The sequence below is a fragment of the Pampinifervens navoyensis genome (assembly GCF_046159715.1).
GTDB lineage: Bacteria > Aquificota > Aquificia > Aquificales > Aquificaceae > Pampinifervens.
Window position 1 is genome coordinate 19,391 of sequence record NZ_JBJXCT010000006.1, and the last position, 16,917, is coordinate 36,307.

18 protein-coding genes are annotated in these 16,917 nt (G+C 48.1%); 12 read left to right on the forward strand and 6 right to left on the reverse strand.

Annotation, left to right across the window (positions count from 1 at the left end; all coding sequences use genetic code 11):
* Positions 1–4 precede the first annotated feature (4 nt).
* Genes carB through ACKRDP_RS05675 form a run of 11 tightly spaced genes read left to right on the forward strand, consistent with a single transcriptional unit; the run spans position 5 to position 11,519 of the window.
* Positions 5–1,597, forward strand: a complete 1,593-nt coding sequence (carB, locus tag ACKRDP_RS05625; protein WP_409153794.1) for a carbamoyl-phosphate synthase large subunit — start codon at positions 5–7, stop codon at positions 1,595–1,597.
* On the forward strand, positions 1,594–2,118 hold the full coding sequence (locus ACKRDP_RS05630; RefSeq protein WP_409153795.1) for an NTPase: 525 nt from the start codon (positions 1,594–1,596) through the stop codon (positions 2,116–2,118). The genes carB and ACKRDP_RS05630 overlap by 4 nt, the downstream gene beginning before the upstream one ends.
* Positions 2,119–2,168: 50 nt before the next feature.
* Complete coding sequence (locus tag ACKRDP_RS05635; protein WP_409153796.1) at positions 2,169–2,435, forward strand: hypothetical protein; 267 nt, start codon at positions 2,169–2,171, stop codon at positions 2,433–2,435.
* Positions 2,425–3,174: an LOG family protein gene (locus ACKRDP_RS05640; RefSeq protein WP_409153797.1), complete on the forward strand. Its 750-nt coding sequence runs from the start codon at positions 2,425–2,427 to the stop codon at positions 3,172–3,174. Before ACKRDP_RS05635 ends, ACKRDP_RS05640 begins: the two co-directional genes overlap by 11 nt.
* Positions 3,171–4,322, forward strand: coding sequence for a metallophosphoesterase family protein (locus ACKRDP_RS05645; protein WP_409153798.1), 1,152 nt, complete (start codon positions 3,171–3,173; stop codon positions 4,320–4,322). The genes ACKRDP_RS05640 and ACKRDP_RS05645 overlap by 4 nt, the downstream gene beginning before the upstream one ends.
* Positions 4,303–7,698, forward strand: coding sequence for an SbcC/MukB-like Walker B domain-containing protein (locus tag ACKRDP_RS05650; RefSeq protein ID WP_409153799.1), 3,396 nt, complete (start codon positions 4,303–4,305; stop codon positions 7,696–7,698). Before ACKRDP_RS05645 ends, ACKRDP_RS05650 begins: the two co-directional genes overlap by 20 nt.
* 6 nt (positions 7,699–7,704) lie before the next feature.
* Positions 7,705–8,199 carry a DUF29 domain-containing protein gene (locus tag ACKRDP_RS05655; RefSeq protein WP_409153800.1) on the forward strand — a complete coding sequence of 165 codons (495 nt, stop codon included), beginning with the start codon at positions 7,705–7,707 and terminating at the stop codon, positions 8,197–8,199.
* Positions 8,196–8,684, forward strand: coding sequence for a DUF29 domain-containing protein (locus ACKRDP_RS05660; RefSeq protein WP_409153801.1), 489 nt, complete (start codon positions 8,196–8,198; stop codon positions 8,682–8,684). The genes ACKRDP_RS05655 and ACKRDP_RS05660 overlap by 4 nt, the downstream gene beginning before the upstream one ends.
* 32 nt (positions 8,685–8,716) lie before the next feature.
* Positions 8,717–9,970 carry a M16 family metallopeptidase gene (locus tag ACKRDP_RS05665; protein ID WP_409153802.1) on the forward strand — a complete coding sequence of 418 codons (1,254 nt, stop codon included), beginning with the start codon at positions 8,717–8,719 and terminating at the stop codon, positions 9,968–9,970.
* Positions 9,967–11,220, forward strand: a complete 1,254-nt coding sequence (locus ACKRDP_RS05670) for a M16 family metallopeptidase (RefSeq protein ID WP_409153803.1) — start codon at positions 9,967–9,969, stop codon at positions 11,218–11,220. The genes ACKRDP_RS05665 and ACKRDP_RS05670 overlap by 4 nt, the downstream gene beginning before the upstream one ends.
* On the forward strand, positions 11,220–11,519 hold the full coding sequence (locus ACKRDP_RS05675; RefSeq protein ID WP_409153804.1) for a hypothetical protein: 300 nt from the start codon (positions 11,220–11,222) through the stop codon (positions 11,517–11,519). The genes ACKRDP_RS05670 and ACKRDP_RS05675 overlap by 1 nt, the downstream gene beginning before the upstream one ends.
* Here the strand turns inward: ACKRDP_RS05675 and ACKRDP_RS05680 are convergent.
* Complete coding sequence (locus ACKRDP_RS05680; RefSeq protein ID WP_409153805.1) at positions 11,491–12,177, reverse strand: sigma-70 family RNA polymerase sigma factor; 687 nt, start codon at positions 12,175–12,177, stop codon at positions 11,491–11,493. The two genes, ACKRDP_RS05675 and ACKRDP_RS05680, sit on opposite strands and share 29 nt — an antisense overlap.
* An 86-nt stretch (positions 12,178–12,263) precedes the next feature.
* On the opposite strand from ACKRDP_RS05680, the gene ACKRDP_RS05685 reads away from it, so the two are divergent.
* Positions 12,264–12,656, forward strand: coding sequence for a bacteriohemerythrin (locus ACKRDP_RS05685; RefSeq protein ID WP_409153806.1), 393 nt, complete (start codon positions 12,264–12,266; stop codon positions 12,654–12,656).
* On the opposite strand, the gene ACKRDP_RS05690 is transcribed toward ACKRDP_RS05685, so the two are convergent.
* From ACKRDP_RS05690 to ACKRDP_RS05710, 5 genes are read right to left on the reverse strand one after another with little or no spacing between them, the layout of a single operon-like run.
* Positions 12,627–13,112, reverse strand: a complete 486-nt coding sequence (locus ACKRDP_RS05690; protein WP_409153807.1) for a JDVT-CTERM system glutamic-type intramembrane protease — start codon at positions 13,110–13,112, stop codon at positions 12,627–12,629. The two genes, ACKRDP_RS05685 and ACKRDP_RS05690, sit on opposite strands and share 30 nt — an antisense overlap.
* Positions 13,090–13,938, reverse strand: a complete 849-nt coding sequence (locus tag ACKRDP_RS05695; RefSeq protein WP_409153808.1) for a type II secretion system minor pseudopilin — start codon at positions 13,936–13,938, stop codon at positions 13,090–13,092. Before ACKRDP_RS05695 ends, ACKRDP_RS05690 begins: the two co-directional genes overlap by 23 nt.
* The gene (locus ACKRDP_RS05700; RefSeq protein ID WP_409153809.1) at positions 13,935–14,321 is read right to left on the reverse strand and encodes a hypothetical protein; all 387 of its coding nucleotides are present in this window, start codon (positions 14,319–14,321) and stop codon (positions 13,935–13,937) included. Before ACKRDP_RS05700 ends, ACKRDP_RS05695 begins: the two co-directional genes overlap by 4 nt.
* A gap of 2 nt (positions 14,322–14,323) precedes the next feature.
* Positions 14,324–15,478 carry a hypothetical protein gene (locus ACKRDP_RS05705; RefSeq protein WP_409153810.1) on the reverse strand — a complete coding sequence of 385 codons (1,155 nt, stop codon included), beginning with the start codon at positions 15,476–15,478 and terminating at the stop codon, positions 14,324–14,326.
* A gap of 15 nt (positions 15,479–15,493) precedes the next feature.
* Positions 15,494–16,909, reverse strand: coding sequence for a GspE/PulE family protein (locus ACKRDP_RS05710; RefSeq protein ID WP_409153811.1), 1,416 nt, complete (start codon positions 16,907–16,909; stop codon positions 15,494–15,496).
* Between the last annotated feature and the right edge of the window lie 8 nt (positions 16,910–16,917).

Genomic DNA, 16,917 nt, shown 5'->3' on the forward strand with positions numbered 1-16,917 from the left:
CTTAATGAAAAAGGTCCTCATTCTTGGCAGTGGTCCAAACAGAATAGGTCAGGGAATAGAGTTTGACTATGCCTGCGTGCATGCAGTCTTTGCCCTCAGAGAGCAGGGTATAAAAACCATCATGCTCAATTGCAACCCCGAGACAGTATCTACGGACTATGATACTGCAGATGCCCTCTACTTTGAGCCCGTTGTTCTTGAGAATGTGCTTGAGGTAATAAGAAGGGAAAAGCCCGATGGGGTGTTTTTGCAGTTTGGGGGTCAGACTCCCCTCAAACTTTCTCTGCCCCTGAAAAACCTTGGCATTAACATACTTGGCACACCACCAGAAAGCATAGACATGGCTGAAGACAGGGAGCTTTTCAGAAGGCTCATAGAAAGCCTGGGAATAAAACAGCCTCCCAGCGGAACAGCAAGGACAAATCAAGAGGCTCTGAGGATTGCAGAGGAACTCACCTTCCCCGTTCTTGTGAGGCCTTCCTATGTGCTGGGTGGAAGAGCCATGAGGATAGTTTACGACAGGGATGAGCTTCTGCAGTATCTTGAAGAGGCGGTGAGCGTCAGCTTTGAAAGACCCATACTCATAGACAAGTATCTTTCCGACAGCGTGGAGGTGGACGTGGACGCCATAGGGGATGGTGAGGATTACCTCATAGGTGCTGTAATGGAACACATAGAAGAGGCTGGCGTCCACTCAGGAGACAGCGCCGCAAGCATCCCACCCTACACCCTCTCTGAGGAGGTGGTGGAGGAGATAAAAAGACAGTCAAAACTTATATCCAGAGCCCTCCGTGTGAAGGGTCTTGTAAACCTTCAGTTTGCAGTCAAGGAGGGGGAAGTCTACGTGCTTGAGGTAAACCCCAGGGCTTCAAGGACGGTGCCCTTTGTGAGCAAGACCATAGGCTATCCTCTGGCGAAGCTCTCTGCCCTTGTAGGAGTTGGTAAGAAACTGAGAGAGCTTGTGCCTGAGGTTTTTGAAAGGCTCCAGAAGGGTAATGCGCACTTTGCCAGCGACTTCATGCCCTCAGGTAAGAGGATACACTCTATCAAAGAGGTGGTTTTCCCGTGGAACAGGTTTCCTGAGGAAGACCCTGTGCTTGGACCTGAGATGAAGAGCACGGGAGAGGTTATGGGCATAGCGGAGGATTTTGGACTGGCTTACTACAAGGCACAGCTATCAGCCGGTAGCAGGCTTCCACTTGAAGGCAGGGTCTTTCTAAGCGTGGCAGACAGAGATAAGCCAAAAGTGGTTGACCTTTCAAGGGGATTTCTTGAGCTGGGCTTTGAAGTTTACGCCACGGGAGGGACCTACAGGTTCCTGAGAGAAAGGGGACTGGATGTAAAGCATGTTCTGAAGGTTTCTGAGGGAAGGCCAAACGTGGTGGACATGATAAAAAACCAGGAGATAAACCTTATAATAAACACGCCAACTGGCAGGAAGGAAAGGAGCGATGCCTACCATATAAGAAGGTCTGCAGTGCAGTATAATATACCCTACACAACTACAGTGAGGGGGGGCTACGCCATGCTTGAGGCTATAAAGAGCTACATAAAACATGGAGGAAGGCTAAAGGTCTACGCCCTTCAGGACCTATGAAGATAGTCCTTACCGGAGAGCCCGGCGTGGGCAAAACTACTCTCATAAAGAAACTTCTCAAGCATCTGGGGGATAGAGCTGTGGGCTTCTGGACGGAGGAGGTGAGAGACCCGCAGACCAGAAAACGCACCGGCTTCAAAATAGTCACCACGGAGGGCAAAAGTCTGCTCTTTGCAAGCAAAACTTTTACCTCAAAGCACCTGGTTGGCTCTTATGGAGTAAACGTGCAGAGGTTTGAAAGCCTTGCAATCCCGGTGCTTCAGAAAGCCCTGAGTGAAGACAGGATAGTGGTCATAGACGAAGTGGGCAAGATGGAGCTTTTCTCAAAGACTTTTGTGGGGCTTGTGAGGAAGCTCATCCACGACCCCAGAAAGAGCATGGTGATAACCATACCCACAAGGGATGTTCATCCCCTTGTTGCAGAGATAAGAAGGTTAAAGGGCGCAGTCCTTATGGAGGTAACGAAAGAAAACAGAGATGCACTTGTGGAGAACATCCTGAACCTTCTTGACATAAACTGAATTTTTGGGGTATAGTTTTACCTGCCCCTCTGGGGCAAAGGAGGGTTGTTATGAGGAAAATATTAATTTTTGCTTCTATTCTTTCAGTCCTTAGCCTTTCCGTGCCCACAGACCTTTCCTTTGCAGGCACGCAGCCAAAGAAGCAGACTGTGCAGGGAAAGGCTAAGAAGGAAGGGAAAAGCATAAAGGCAAAGAAGAAGGGTAAAAGGACCACAGCCAGCTACAAGCGCCCAAGGTATGCCAGCAATGTTAACCAGCCTCAGGAGGGGGATATGCTCAAGCTGGAGGGTATGGTAAAAGACCTGAATGAACAGTGAAGAGATAAGGCTCATAGAAGAGCTCAAGATAAAACAGGGTGATACTTGGCGAGTGCTCAAGATAATGAGCGAGTTTGTCCAAGGTTTTGATGGGCTGTCTTCTGTGGGACCAGCCATAACCTTCTTTGGAAGCTCAAGGCTCCCTGAAACAGACCCCTACTATAAGAAGGCTTACAGGACTGCCTTCATGCTTGGAAGTCTTGGCTTTCACATAGTTACCGGTGGCGGTCCAGGCATAATGGAGGCCGCCAACAGAGGTGGGAAAGATGCAGGAACGCTTTCTGTTGGTCTGAATATCCAGATACCCACAGAGCAGGTGCCCAACCCCTATCAGAACCTTTCCCTGAACTTTGATTACTTCTTTGTCCGGAAGGTGATGCTTCTCAGATACTCCACCGCCTATCTCATATTCCCTGGAGGCTTTGGCACCCTGGATGAGCTTTTCGAAGCCCTGACGCTCATACAGACAGGCAAAAGCCCGAGATTCCCCATAATCCTCTTTGGCTCTGAATACTGGAAGCCCCTTCTGGACTTTATGAAAAACACAATGGTTTCTTATGGCACCATTGACCAGGGAGACATAGGCCTCATATCTCTGTGCGACAGCCCGGAGGAGGCTGTTGAGCTTATAATTGATGAGATGCTGACCCTTTACAGAAGGCTTGAAAGGGAGGAGCCCTTCAACCCAGTGTTTGAAAGGTTAAGAACCATACTGGCGGGGGCGGGTGTCCTACCATGAGGCTTCTTCACATTGCAGACCTTCATGCAGGTAAAAAGCTTTACGACAGGATAGGCAGGAACGAAGACCTCCTCTATGCCCTTGAGCAGGTGAAGCACATATGCAGAGATAACAGAGTAGATATACTCCTGATAGCCGGGGACATATTTGATAAGAGGAACCCCGACTTTGAATCTCAGGAATTAATCATGGACTTTCTCACTGAGATAAACACCCTTGGAACACATATACTTCTCATAGCAGGGAACCATGACAGCTATGATTTTATGAGGATATACAGGAATCTGAGAAGGCTTGCAAACATTCATGTTTTTGACAGACCTTCAAAAAAGCCTGAAGAAGCCATATTCCATTACCATGAGCTAAAAGTTGCCTGCCTTCCATATCCGGATGAGCGTGTTATAACCCACCTTGATGAAGAAAAGAGGAGGAGCTACGCAGAAAAGGTGCAGCTATACATGAAAGCTCTTGCCAGGGAGCTGGAGGATGCACCATACAGGATACTCATGGCCCACCTGATGGTGGACAGGGCTCAGATAGCAGGTAGTGAACTCTACTCAAGCGTCAGCCCCTACTATGCGGTAAAAGCGGAATCCATCCCTGATACCTTTCAGTATGTGGCTCTGGGACATGTGCACAGAAACCAGAGGATAGAAGGAACAGCACCAAAGGTTTACTACTCTGGCAGTCTATACCAGATAGACTTTTCAGAGAAGGGGATGGATAAGTTTGTGAACCTGGTGGTGCTTGAGGATGGAATGGCAAGAGTGGAGCCTGTAAGGCTTGACCTAAAAAGACAGCTGGTGGAGATAAGGCTCAGGGAGGGAGAGAGCATAGAGGGCGTGCTCGAACCTATAGCTCTAAGGGATGTGCTGGTAAAGGTGCAGATGGAGGTCAGGATGGGGGACCCCTCCTTTCAGCTAAAGAAAGATTACATAAACAGAATCCTCGGGGATAAGCTCGCAAGGCTTGAGATGGAGCCAGTGGGCACCTCTGAAAGCAGGGAAAGTCTGGATGAAAAGCTTGACCTCATGAGCCTTTATGAGGAGTTCCACAGGGGCAAATACAGGGTAGAGCCAGCTGAGAGCTTGAAGTCTCTACTTCAAGACCTTATAGTCAGGGCCAGTCATGAGACCCATAAGGCTTGAAATTGAAAACTTTACCGTTTACAGAGGAAAGCACAGCCTGGACTTTTCACCCCTGAATTTCTTCGTTATAAAGGGAAGGACTGGGGCAGGAAAGACAAGCCTCATAGATGCCCTATGCTACGCCCTCTACGGAACTGTGCCCAGATATGGAGGTGAGAAAGCCCACAGGCATCTGATTTCAAGAGGTCAGAATTTTATGCGTGTGGCTCTGGAGTTTTCTGTGAGGGGCAGGAGATACAGGGTAGAAAGAGAATACGAAGCGGGGAAGAAAAGGGCTCAGTCGGACTTCAGGTTCTACGAGGAGGGAAAGCCAAAACCCTTCAAGGAAGAGGAGCTAAGGAGGCACATAAAGGATATCCTCAGACTTGACTACAATACCTTTACAAAGGTGATTCTCCTTCCACAGAACCAGTTTGACAGATTTCTAAAGCCTCAGGAGCAGAGGGAAAGAAGGGAGATACTCAACTCACTTTTAGGCTTTTCTGGGCTATTTTCCGCTTTAAAAGAGCTTGTGGGAGAGGAGTATAGAGGTCTTATGAGCAGGCTTCAGGCTCTGCAGCTGAGGCTTGAACAGCTTTCACACATAAGCCCTGAAGAAGTTGCCCGAAAGGAAGCGGAGGTCCGCAGGCTTGAGAAGGAGTATGAAAGGCTCCTTAGGGAAAAGTCTGAACTTGAAAAAACCCTTTCCCTCTGCAGAGAGAGGGACGGCCTGCTCAGGGAAAAGGAGGAGGTGCAGGAAAAGCTCGGCGAACTCATCTCTGAGGAAGAGACCATACAGGGAAAAAGGCAGACCCTTGAGCGTGCCCTTGAGATACTGCCCCACCTGCCAAAGATAGAGCACTACGAAAGGCTTTTGAAGGAAGAAGAAAGGCTCTTGAGGGAAAAACAGGGCAGAGAACTTGACCTGAAGAAGTGCTCAGATGAAAGACAGATGGTGGAAGAGGAGTTCAGGAGGATACGTGAGGAGTTTGAAAGCCTTGAAGATTATAACAAAAAAAGGCTTGAACTTGGCAGTCTTCTTCAAATCCTTCAGCAATATGCAAGCCTCAGGAGGGAAAGAGACAGCTTGGAGGAAGAAATAGGCACAGTGGAGAGGGAGATGGCTAAGCGAAGTGAGAAGGAAAAGGAGCTAAGAGAGAGGTTTTCAAAGGGGCTTGACATTACAAGACAGGTCAGTGAAGCCATCAGAGCCCTTGAAGAAAAGGGCGTGGAGGATGGAATGATAAGAGTGGAGGAGCTCAGGGGGAAAATCAGGAAACTTGAGGAGATGAAAGAAGAGGAGGACAGGCTAAGAGAGGAAAAGGGCATCCTGCAGAAAGAGCTTGATAAAAAAAGGGAAGAACTCAGAGCAAAACTGGATGAGCAGAACAGTCTGACGGAAGAGATAGAGGAGTTTGAAAGGGAGCTGGAGGCCCTCAGGCTATCTCTGAGTGTGGAAGGAGAACTTCTTCAGGAGGAGGCAAGGCTGAGAGACCTGCATGCAAGGGCTGTAGAGCTCAGGGACTTCAGGAATAAGAAAAAGCTCTATCAGAGCAGGGTGCTGGAGCTGGAGGAGGGCCTGAGACTCTTAGAAAGTGAGAGGGAAAAGCTTCAGGAGAAGAGGCTTGATGTCTACGCACTTGAGATAAGGGCAGGTCTCAGAGAGGGAGATACATGTCCCGTATGTGGTGGAACCGTTGGACATCTTGTATCTGAGAAATCTGAGGAGGACCTGCAGGAGATTTTGCATAGACTGAAAGAGCTTGAGGAGGAAAGGGAGAGGCTAAAGAAAGAGCTTTCAGAAGCCCATGCCAACATATCCTTCCTTGAAAGGAAGGAGGAAGAGCTTTCAGGCCTCTTGGGTGGACTTTCCGAGGAAGAAATTGAAAAGAGGCTTTCTGAAGTGCAGAAGAGCCTGAAAGAAATGCAGGAAAAAAGGAAAACTGTCCAGAAAAAGGAGCAAGAGCTTAACATTCTCAGAAAAAGACACGGAGAGCTTTCAAAGCAAATTGACCTGCTCAGGTCTCAGGAGGCAGAGCTCAGGGAAAAGGTCTCTGCGAGTTTGACTCTTCTTAAAAGGCTTGAGGAGGAAGAGCAGTCCATACTTACCTCGCTGGGTGGAGATGTTGAGGCTGTGCTTGAGGAGGTTCAGAGAGTTGAAAAGGAGTATGCGGAGCTCAGGTCCCTTAGAGAGAAGGAAAGAAAGTTCATGCAGAAGCTGGAGGAGATACAGAAAGAACTATCAGAGGTGGAAAAAGGGCTTGCAGAACTCAATGAAAAGGTCAGAGGACTCCAGTCTCAGAAGGCTTCTGTAGAAGAAAAGCTCATAAAGATAGAGGAGGAGGTGGTAAAAATAACAGGGGAAAAACCCTCTGAGCTTTTAGCCCAGAGACTGAAGAGGAAGATGGAGGAGCTTGAAAAAAAGGTCAGGGAGGTGCAGAAGGAATACCAGAATACAGTATCATACCTGCAGAAAGTAAGAGCGGAAGAGGCAAGGCTTGTCTCAGACATACAGAACATGGAGAAGTTCATATCCTCACTTCAGAAGCAGAGGGCAAGCTTATCCGTTGAGCTCTACCAGCTTCAGGAGAGGTTCGGAAGCCTTGAAGAGGCAATAAAATGCGCCCTCAGTCAGGAGGAGATAAGGGCAATTCAGAAGCATATAGAGGACTACGAGAAGGAGAGACACAATCTCCAGAGCAGGCTTGAGAGCCTAGAAAAGAGACTTGAAGCCCTCAAACACCTTCCCGAAACCCACTATGTGGAAGAAAGGCTCAGAGAGCTGAGCTCAGAGCTATATCAGAACAGGGAAACATACGGAAGCCTTCAGGGTGAGATAGAGAAGCTCAAGAGGGAACTCCTTGAGAGGGAAGAGCTCGAAAAGGTCCTGACCGAGCTCCAGTGGCAGGTAAGCCTGTATGAGAGGCTAAAGAATGACCTTGCAGACAATCAGTTTCCTGAGTTTGTAAGCCAGCTCATGCTGAGAAGAATCACAGAAAGGGCAAGCTACTACCTTTTCAAGTTTACAGCCGGACAGTTTACCTTTGACCTGCTTGATGGAGACCTTCATGTTTACGACCACACCACCGACCATCATAGAATAGTGTCAAGCCTGAGTGGTGGTGAGACATTCCTTGCAAGCCTTTCCCTTGCCTTTGCGGTTGCGGACATACTTTCCCAGAATGCACCCCTTGAAAGTCTTTTCATCGACGAGGGCTTTGGCTCTCTTGACAGGGAAACGAGAGAGTCCCTATCGGAGTTTTTTGACCTCATAAGGCAGTCCACAGACAGGCTTGTAGGCATAATAACCCATGTGGAGGACATAGCGGAGAAGTTCTCGCAGCGTATTGAGGTGGAAAAAAGCGGTGGCTCTGCAAGGCTGAAGGTCATATATTAAAAAGCTATGAAGACCATAAGCAAAGAAGAGTTAAGAGAACTCTACGAAAAGGACTTCCCCCTGTGGGCTCAGATAAACCTTGAACTTCTGAAGGAAAAAGCCTTTGAGCTCGTGGACTGGGAGAACCTGCTGGAGGAGATAGAGGACATGGCTCAGAAGCACCTTGATAGTTGCATAAGTCAGCTGGCAAGAATTCTTGAGCATATGTATAAATGGGACCATTTTAGAGAGCTGGCAGGTGGACAGACTGCAGGAAAGGGATGGATAAAAAGCGTGGAAAATGCAAGAGATGAGATTGAAACCATTCTGGAAGAATACCCAAGCCTGAAGAAGAAAATACCTCAGGAGATAGAAAGGGCGTGGAGGCGTGCCAGAAAAAACCTGAGAGTGTGGCTCAGAAACAATGACTACGACCCTGAAAAATTCCGCATTCCAGAGAAGTGCCCCTATACCTACGATATGGCAATGAATAGAAACATAGGCGAGGTTATAAGCTCATGAAAACCCTGAGCAAAGAAGAGTTAAGAGAACTCTACGAAAAGGACTTCCCCCTGTGGGCGCAGATAAACTATGAACTTCTGAGAGAAAGGCTCTACGAGCTCGTGGACTGGGAGAACCTGCTGGAGGAGATAGAAGATATGGCACGCTCTGACCTGAAAACCTGTATAAGCCAGCTGGCAAGAATACTGGATCACATGTATAAGTGGGACCATTTCAGGAGCCTTATTGGTGGAGAGACTGGTGGTATAGGATGGCTCAAGAGTATAAGGTCAGCAAGAAGCAAAATACTTGACGCCTTTGACATGGCACCCAGTTTGAAGAAGAAACTACCGCTGGGGATTGAGCTGGCATGGGGCTCCGCAAGAAGGAAGATAGAAAACTGGCTCGAAGACAATGGCTATAACCCAGAGGACTTCCACATTCGCAAAGAGTGTCCCTACACCTATGAAGAAGCCATGACCAGAAACCTGAGAAAGGGGCAATGAAACTATTTTTAATATTTCTGGAGGTGTTTTTTATGGCTACAGCAGTTTTTGCCGGAGAACTCAAAACCTATAAACTACCTAACGGTGCAAAGCTAATCGTAAACCGCAGGGATGATACAGAAGCGGTAGCCCTCCATGTGTGGTTCAGGGTAGGCTCTGTATACGAGGACTATCAGCAAAAAGGCATGGCTCACTTTCTTGAGCATATGCTCTTTAACGGCTCAGAAAAGTATCCTTATGGTCAGATAGACTACATGGTGGAAAGTCTTGGTGGTAATCTGAACGCCGGCACATCAAAGGAATACACCTTCTACCATATAACCATAGCCAAGCCCTACTGGAGGCAGGCACTGGATGTGCTTTATCAGCTTACCCAGAAGCCCCTATTACTTGAGGACATGGTAGAAAAGGAAAAGCCTATAGTCATAGAAGAGCTCAGGCGCGGCAAAGACAACCCCACAACGGTCCTCTGGGAAGAATTTGAAAAGCTACTTTACAAGGTCTCACCCTATCGCCATCCCATAATAGGCTACGAAGAAACCATTCAGAAGTTTACAAGGGATATGCTCCTTGACTTTTACAGAAACTTCTACCAGCCAAGGAACATGTATGTGGTGGTGGTTGGGGATGTGGAGCCGGAGGAGGTCTATCAGGAGGTGCTCAAAACCTTCGGGAAGGAGGAGGGAAAGCCCGTGCCACGCGTTGAGCTAATCCCTGAGCCAGAACAGTTAGAAAGCAGAAGCAAAACCATAAAAGACAGAAGGGTTGAAAAAACCTACTGGCTCATAGGCTGGAGAGTGCCTGCCATAGGCACAAAGGAATACTATGCCCTTGTGGTGCTTGACCAGATACTGGGCAACGGCAGGACATCCTTACTTTACAGGGAGCTGAGAGAGAAGGGACTTGTATACAGCATATCCACCGGAGACTTTGGAAGACCAAGGGATAATATCTTCTTTGTATCTGCAACTCTTGACCAGAATAGGCTTGAGGAAGTCAAGTCAAAGGTGTTTGATTTGATGAACTCTTTGAAGGAAAGGTTAACAGAGGAAGAGCTCCAGAAGGCAAAAGAGAGGGTAATAAACTCTGAAGCCTTTGCCCTTGAAAGGGTTGAAAGAGACGCCTTCTACATAGGCTACTCCCTCACTGTGGTTGGTCTTCTTGACTACTACCTTTATTTTGAGAACAACATAAGAAGCGTGCGAAGAGAGGATGTGCTGAGGGTTCTGGAAAAGTATATCCTCAGCAAGCCCTATAGCGAAGTTATCATGGTGCCAGAAAGATGAGGTTTATAATACTCTTGCTTTTGCTTTTCAGCTTTTCCTCTGGAGGTGCAAAGGTGCAGGAATACACTCTTGAGAACGGAGTAAAACTCATAATTAAGGAGACAAAGGGTAGGGGTATAGTGTCTGGAGTTATCTTCATAAAGTCGGGAACTCACGGAGAGTATAAGAGGGGTCTTACAAATCTGACTGCCACCCTTCTTACAAAGGGCACAAAAAGCTATGACGCTTACCAAGTCGCCAGTGCCTTTGAAGACTATGGAGGGAGCATATATGCCTCCACGGGGGATGACTATGTGGAGATAGGCTTTTCCACAAAGGTGGATGGTCTGGAAAAGGGTCTGAAGGTTATAAAAAGCATGCTTCTTGAGCCCCTCTTTTCTCAGGAGGACCTTGAGAGAGAAAGGCAGAATGCCCTTCAGGCAATAAAGTCAAGAAGAGAAAGGGGGCATGAGCTTGCCATGGATGCCCTCAGAAGGCTAACCTACAGGGGCTCAAACTATCAGGTGGTTCCGCTTGGACTGGAAGAGGATATCAAAGCCATAAGCAGGGAGGATGTGATAAAAAGGTGGCATGAGGTTCTTAAGTCCAGAAATATGGTGGTAGCCCTTGTGGGAGATTTCAAAGGGGAGGAGGTCCTGCCTCTTCTGAAGGAGGTCTTTTCTGCAATTCCTGAGGGCGCTTACTGGATAAACCCTACAGATGTGCCTATGAAGGAAGACCTTCTTGAGAGGGTAAAAAGACCGGGCTCTCAGGCAACCGTTTTCTGTGCCTTTGATGCACCTGAGTTCAGGGGTGAAGAATACTTCGCCTTTAAGGTGCTGGACTCTGTTCTTGGAGATGGAATGACTTCAAAGCTCTTTAAAGAGCTCAGGGAGAAAAGGGGCTACGCCTATGCTGTTTACTCTACCTATCCCACTCGCCTTGCCTCCCCAAGGCTCATAGCCTACATAGGCACATCCCCGGAAAAAAGAGAGGACGCTCTGAGAGACATGGTGGAAGTGGTCAAAAAGGCGGACATTAAGCCCGAAGACGTGGAACTGGCAAAAAATAAGATAATCGGCGACTTTTTATTGGCTCATCAGACAAGGGCAAGGCAGGCCTGGTATCTGGGATTTTTTGAGGTGATGGGCTTTGGCTGGAAAGCGGATGAAGAGTATCCAGAAAGGATAAAGGCTGTTCGCTTTGAAGATGTGCAGAAGCTTAGGGAAAAATACCTTAAAATTCATCACTGCGTGGTGGTGGAACCCTGATGGCTGACCTTACAAAGGCCGGGCTTGACAGAGGTGACCTGCAGAAAGAGCTTGAACACACTCTCTTATCTGCAAAGATGCTCTACAGGACATATTCTGTAAGCATTGATGACCTTACAGAGGAAGAGATGAAAGCTGACTTTGAGGAGTATTCAGACCAGCTGAGCAGAGTTGTTATACCTCTTGTAAAAAGGGCAGAGGCCTCAAGAGACTCAAAGCTGGTGAGCATGGCCTATGAGCTGAGATACACTTATGAGAAGCTACTTGAGCTTATCCAGCAGAGGTTAAATACTTCTTGAGCTTTTCAATGGCACCAGCCTTTATCTGAGAGACCCTTGCCATAGATATTCCCAGCAACCCTGCCACCTCTTTCACTGGCAGTTCTTCATAGTAGAGAAGCTGGAGCACCAGTTTTTCTCTTTCATCAAGGCTTTCAACAGCCCTGAGCAACCTCTCCCTCATGTCTCTTTTTATAACAGCCTCCTCAGGCCCCTCCTCCTTGCTTTCAAAGAGCTCCTCATAGCTTCTGCCCTCCTGAAAGATCTCGTCAAGGCTCAGAAGGTATGAAAAGCTTATAGCCTGCAGGTCTTCCTTCAATTTTGCTGGACTTTCGCCAAGATACTGTGCCAGGTCCTCGTCGCTCACCTCACCGCCCTTTTCCATACTTAGCTTCTCCATTGCCTCTCTTATTGCCTTTTCCTTTGACCTGAGACTTCTGCTGACAAAGTCAAGACTCCTCAGATAATCATACATGGCCCCCTTTATGCGCAACTTCAGGTAGGCAGCCGGGTTTTTTGTCCTGTCCAGCTTTGGTAGAGCCTCCACGAGAGCCAGCACCCCATATCCTATAAGGTCTCTCACATCCACTGAGGCTGGCAGGTGTCTGTGAATTCGGTAGGCTATCTGCTGGATTAGGGGAAGGTAAGACAGCACCAAATCTTTTTCCTCTGAGGTCATGGGAATATTTTAGCGGTTATGAGCCTTATCAGGGTAGCGCAGAAGATTTAAGTATATATTTACTTAAAAACTCAGGAGGTATGACCATGCTTGAGCTTAAGGACCTGCCAAAAGTTGCCAATGAACTCTTCAACACCCTTCACGAGGAGGAGCTGGAGATAATAAGGGAGCTATATTCTGCCTGCGAGAAGGGTAAGAGGGATGAAGTGGACAGACTGATGGATATACTCCTATACGATGTGGAAGACCACTTTTCTACAGAGGAAGATTTGATGAAGGAGGCAGAGTTTTTTGCCTATCCAATGCACAAGGCAGAGCATGACAGCATGAGAAAAGACCTGAAAGCCCTCTACCTCAGCTGGAAATCTTCAGGAGACATGAGGGAGGTGAAAGACTTTATAGAAGAAAGGCTCATACCATGGCTCCTGCTCCACATATCCCGCTGGGATTCAGTGACCGCCGTGCACATAGGGGATTAAAAAGCTCAGCCACAGCACATTGCTGGCAAGGTGAAGAAGGAATGCAAAGCCCAGAGATCTTGTCTTCTGGTATACGTATCCATAAAAGAGTGAAGGGAAAAAGGTAAGCACTGACCAGATGTCTGTGTAGAGAATAATGTGTGGAAGGGCAAAAAGAACTGAAACTGCAAGGTTTGAAAACCTCTGCATAAGATAGGCTCTGAAGAAAAGCTCTTCTGCAAAAGCCTGAAGAGCAAGGCTGAAAAAACCCTGAGGGTAAAGAATATACAGAAATGGCAGTAAAAGAAGACTTGCATTCCACCTACTCCTCAGTCCAAACCTTTCAGAGGGCAGAAAGGCAAGGGGAAGGAGAAGAAGGGCGGTGCTCAGGTTTGGGAAACCGTATAACCTGTGAAGGGTCAGGTTTATAAGAAGAAGTCCATAAAGTAAAAGCTCAGTAGACCCTTTTATAGACAATCCTCCCCTCCTGCCTGTCGTAGATGGCAGAAAAGCTCACGCTGTAGCCACCGCTTTTGAGGTCCATAACTATGTGAAAAAACCTGCTTTTTGTATCTATGTAGTTTTTCATCCTGTAAAGCATGTCAAAGGTAAAGCCTTCCACGAGCACCAGGTCTTCTGGTCTTTTGAAGGACTCTTTAGCTCTTCTTTCCATTATCCTGCTTGCAAGGGTCTGGTCTATGCGAGGGTCAAGGGCAGTAAGGACCTGAAGGGGTGCGGTGTTTACGTTTACCCTTCCAGAAGAGAAGGTGGTGGTCAAGCTCCATAGCCCCGGGTAGAAGCTGTTTCCTACTGTCTTGCCCTGCAGGTCTTCTGGCTTGAAGCCCACATAAAGGAGCTCTTCCTTTGAACTCAGGGGTGCCCTCTTTATGGGATACTGGCTGTCAAAGCTACCATCCTTCTTACCAATCCATATAAGGAGCCTGTCCAAATACTGGGGGTCAATTCTGAGGGAGGAAAAGAGATGCCTGAAAAGCTCTGGGTTTTCGCCTGCGGTGTTGAGGTTTATGAACCTATCCTCGTCGTAGATGCTTATGGTCAGCTCTCCCTTCTCCGTTTTGAAGCTTATGGGGAAGGCCCATCTTTCCTGCAGATGGTCCACAGAAGGGTCATCAGACCTTATTATAGCGAGGGCAAGGGGCAGAGCAGATTTAAAGACATAAAGAGCCTGAGTGCGTGCATAGACCTGCTGGACTGCAATCTGAGTGCTCCTGACTGTGCTGTAGAGGTCAAGAACAAGGACGCTGGCGCTGATAAAAAGTATGAGGGCAAGAACAACTGTCATCTTATGGTCATATCAACCTCATAAATTCCCTGACCAGTGTTGTCCACAGACCTGAGCTTGAGTATTTCCACACCCGAATTTTCCAGAGAATACACAAGCCTTGGCAAGTTCTCACCTCTCAGGTTTCTCGCCTTTACTTCATAGCCCACATCCACCTGTTTGAAAGAAACAAAGTCTGCACCCACTTCTGATAGCTTCTGACGGACAAAGTTTTCGTCAATATTAGCCTTTTGACGGGTCTGGTAGTTTTTCAAAAGTAGCATAACCTCCTTATACCTCAAATACTCAGCATAGTAGCCGTCCCTTAGCCTGTAGTAGCGGTCAAGGAGAAGGGCAAGCAGGACAAGCGTCAGCAAGAAGAATATGAGGTTTAGCCTGCTCATACTCATGGCACTCTCAGCTCAAATTCTACCTTTCCAGTGGGTGTTTCCTTTATTGACTGCAGTTTAAGACCCTCAAGGGTATTCCTGTCTGCCTCACCTTTTATGGTGAGCCTTCCATCCGCATACTCAAAGCTGTATAGCTTCATGCCCGGTCTGAGACTCTCCTGAGCCCTTGAGAAGAGCTTTGTAAGCCTGTATTCTTCACCGGTAGATACCTTTGCCCGGACCTGCTCCTGAAGGGAAACTATGGGCTCTCTTGGAAATAGCTTTTTGAACTCAGTCCTCTGAGCATCTCTCAGGGTCTCCACCGAGTAGACCCTGTGCATGGCAAACAGGCTAAGCATAAAAGCTATACCCATACCTGCGCCCACATAGGCCAGTCTTTTCATGCCCTGGGGTGTCAGCTCCCTCTGGACAAAGTCCGGGTATGAGTTTTTTAAAACTTCCCTTAGACATGCTCCGAGACAGACTGCATATTCTGGCTCACAATGCCTCAGTTCCAGAGCCTCAGGGAAAAGACCTCTCAGCCCCCTTAGCCTTGAGCCTCCACCCGTAAGAAGCACCCTTTTGCCTTCAAAGTTGTAGCCAGAGAGTTCAAGGATTTCCTTAACTGCTTCTTCCACCTCTCTGAGGGTAATGCCTTCAAGCCTTTTGAGCCTTTCCCCTTCTTCATGGGATATACCTCTGACCTCTGAGAGCTTACGGCTTATGTAGTCTCCACCCCTCATCACAACCCTGAAGGACTGAAGCACACTATCCCTAAGTTCTACAAAGACCGTCTTCCTCCTGCCCCAGTCTATGACAAAAATCTCGTCGCCGTAGAGACTTCCAAGTCTTGCAAGGGCAAAGGGTTCAAGCTCAATGGCTTCACAGTCCTCACAGCTTCTGCAGAGAGCAAGATAAGCCCTGCCCTCGGAGAGTCTTATATCGTGTCTGCTTTCCGGAAACTTTTCCCTTGCGTAATTCTTAAGTTCAGAGAGCTTTGTCTTTTTATCTTCCTGAGTATAACTTTCAACCTTTATGAAAACCCTGTCAGATGGCACACAACAAAGAACTCTTCCAGACTTTTGAGAGGTCCTCCACTCTTTTGAAAGCGAGCTATATTCAATGCTTAAACTCTTCTCTCCATCCTTTGCGGTTACAACTTTTTTAAGCATCACTTCAACCCTACATCAATCCTCTGCCCTTACAGCCCTGAGCACCTCTTCAGGTGTGGTTATGCCTGCAAGCACCTTCCTTATGCCATCCTCCAGCATACTTTTAAAACCACCCGCTCTTGCAGAGTTTCTGAGCTCCACCGCATCCTGCATTTTTAGTATAACCCTCTTTATCTCCTCGTCCACCTCCAGCACCTCGTATATGCCCGTCCTTCCCCTGTAGCCCGTTCCCATACAGTGCTCGCAGCCCCTACCCCTGTAAAAGGTGAATTCCCCAGAAAGACCCAGCTCCAGAAGTTCTTCCTCAGTGGGTCTGTATTCCTCTCTGCAGTGTGGACATATCTTTCTTACAAGCCTCTGAGCCACAACCCCCTCAAGGGCTGAAGCTATGAGAAAGGGCTCTATGCCAAGGTCAAAGAGCCTTGTTATGGCGGAGGGTGCATCGTTTGTATGGAGGGTGGAAAGCACCAGGTGCCCCGTTAGGGCGGACTGCACCGCTATTTCTGCGGTCTCTGCGTCCCTTATCTCCCCCACCATGATAACATCCGGGTCCTGACGCAGGATGGCTCTTAGCCCCACCGCAAAGGTAAGACCCACTTTTGGGTTTACCTGTATCTGGCTCACCCCTTCTATCTGATACTCGGGCGGGTCTTCTATGGTGATGATGTTTCTGGTGGGGCTTTTAATCTCCAGTATCATGGCATAGAGGGTGGTGCTTTTGCCCGCACCTGTTGGACCTGTGGCAAGCACTATGCCGTAGGGCTTCTGAGAGAGCCTTCTGAGCCTTATGAGGTCTTCCTCCCAGAGCCCCAGGTCCTCAAGCCTGAGAAGCCTTCCACCCTTTTCCAGAAGCCTGAGAACCACCCTCTCCCCAAAGACGGTGGGGACAACCGATACCCTTATGTCAAGGTGTCTCCTGCCAACTCTTACTGCAATCTTTCCATCCTGAGGCACCCTTCTCTCTGCCACATTCAGGTTTGCCAGCACCTTTATGCGGGAGACCACCTGCTCGTGCAGGGAAAGGGGTATGCGCGTGTATTCATGCAGCACACCATCAAGCCTTATCCGGACCACAGACTGCCCTTCGTAGGGTTCTATATGAACGTCTGACGCAGAGACATTCACTGCTCTGATGAGCGTCTGGTTTACAAAGCTCACTGCAGGGCTTGTCTCCTCTTCGTAGAGGATATCTCTGACCTCCTGCTCCTGCCCCTCTTCGGTCTCTATACGCACCTCTTCCTGAGCCAGCACCTCCTGAAGCCTCTGGGAAAACTCCTCCTCAGACACAAAAAGGGGCACCACCTCCTTTCCAAGAGAAAAACGAAGCTCCTCAAAGAGGAGAGGGTCTGCTCCCCTCGGTGCAAGAACTTTCACAAGGGAGTCATTTTCCTCAACTGGAATGAGCCTGTAGCTTTTTACTATGTCAACCATCTCTGTTA

Bases quoted from the DNA above. Each gene is read 5' to 3' on its own strand.
- carB (WP_409153794.1), top strand. From the start codon at position 5: ATGAAAAAGGTCCTCATTCTTGGCAGTGGTCCAAACAGAATAGGTCAG.
- ACKRDP_RS05630 (WP_409153795.1), top strand. From the start codon at position 1,594: ATGAAGATAGTCCTTACCGGAGAGCCCGGCGTGGGCAAAACTACTCTC.
- ACKRDP_RS05635 (WP_409153796.1), top strand. From the start codon at position 2,169: ATGAGGAAAATATTAATTTTTGCTTCTATTCTTTCAGTCCTTAGCCTT.
- ACKRDP_RS05640 (WP_409153797.1), top strand. From the start codon at position 2,425: ATGAACAGTGAAGAGATAAGGCTCATAGAAGAGCTCAAGATAAAACAG.
- ACKRDP_RS05645 (WP_409153798.1), top strand. From the start codon at position 3,171: ATGAGGCTTCTTCACATTGCAGACCTTCATGCAGGTAAAAAGCTTTAC.
- ACKRDP_RS05650 (WP_409153799.1), top strand. From the start codon at position 4,303: ATGAGACCCATAAGGCTTGAAATTGAAAACTTTACCGTTTACAGAGGA.
- ACKRDP_RS05655 (WP_409153800.1), top strand. From the start codon at position 7,705: ATGAAGACCATAAGCAAAGAAGAGTTAAGAGAACTCTACGAAAAGGAC.
- ACKRDP_RS05660 (WP_409153801.1), top strand. From the start codon at position 8,196: ATGAAAACCCTGAGCAAAGAAGAGTTAAGAGAACTCTACGAAAAGGAC.
- ACKRDP_RS05665 (WP_409153802.1), top strand. From the start codon at position 8,717: ATGGCTACAGCAGTTTTTGCCGGAGAACTCAAAACCTATAAACTACCT.
- ACKRDP_RS05670 (WP_409153803.1), top strand. From the start codon at position 9,967: ATGAGGTTTATAATACTCTTGCTTTTGCTTTTCAGCTTTTCCTCTGGA.
- ACKRDP_RS05675 (WP_409153804.1), top strand. From the start codon at position 11,220: ATGGCTGACCTTACAAAGGCCGGGCTTGACAGAGGTGACCTGCAGAAA.
- ACKRDP_RS05680 (WP_409153805.1), bottom strand. From the start codon at position 12,177: ATGACCTCAGAGGAAAAAGATTTGGTGCTGTCTTACCTTCCCCTAATC.
- ACKRDP_RS05685 (WP_409153806.1), top strand. From the start codon at position 12,264: ATGCTTGAGCTTAAGGACCTGCCAAAAGTTGCCAATGAACTCTTCAAC.
- ACKRDP_RS05695 (WP_409153808.1), bottom strand. From the start codon at position 13,938: ATGACAGTTGTTCTTGCCCTCATACTTTTTATCAGCGCCAGCGTCCTT.
- ACKRDP_RS05700 (WP_409153809.1), bottom strand. From the start codon at position 14,321: ATGAGCAGGCTAAACCTCATATTCTTCTTGCTGACGCTTGTCCTGCTT.
- ACKRDP_RS05705 (WP_409153810.1), bottom strand. From the start codon at position 15,478: ATGCTTAAAAAAGTTGTAACCGCAAAGGATGGAGAGAAGAGTTTAAGC.
- ACKRDP_RS05710 (WP_409153811.1), bottom strand. From the start codon at position 16,909: ATGGTTGACATAGTAAAAAGCTACAGGCTCATTCCAGTTGAGGAAAAT.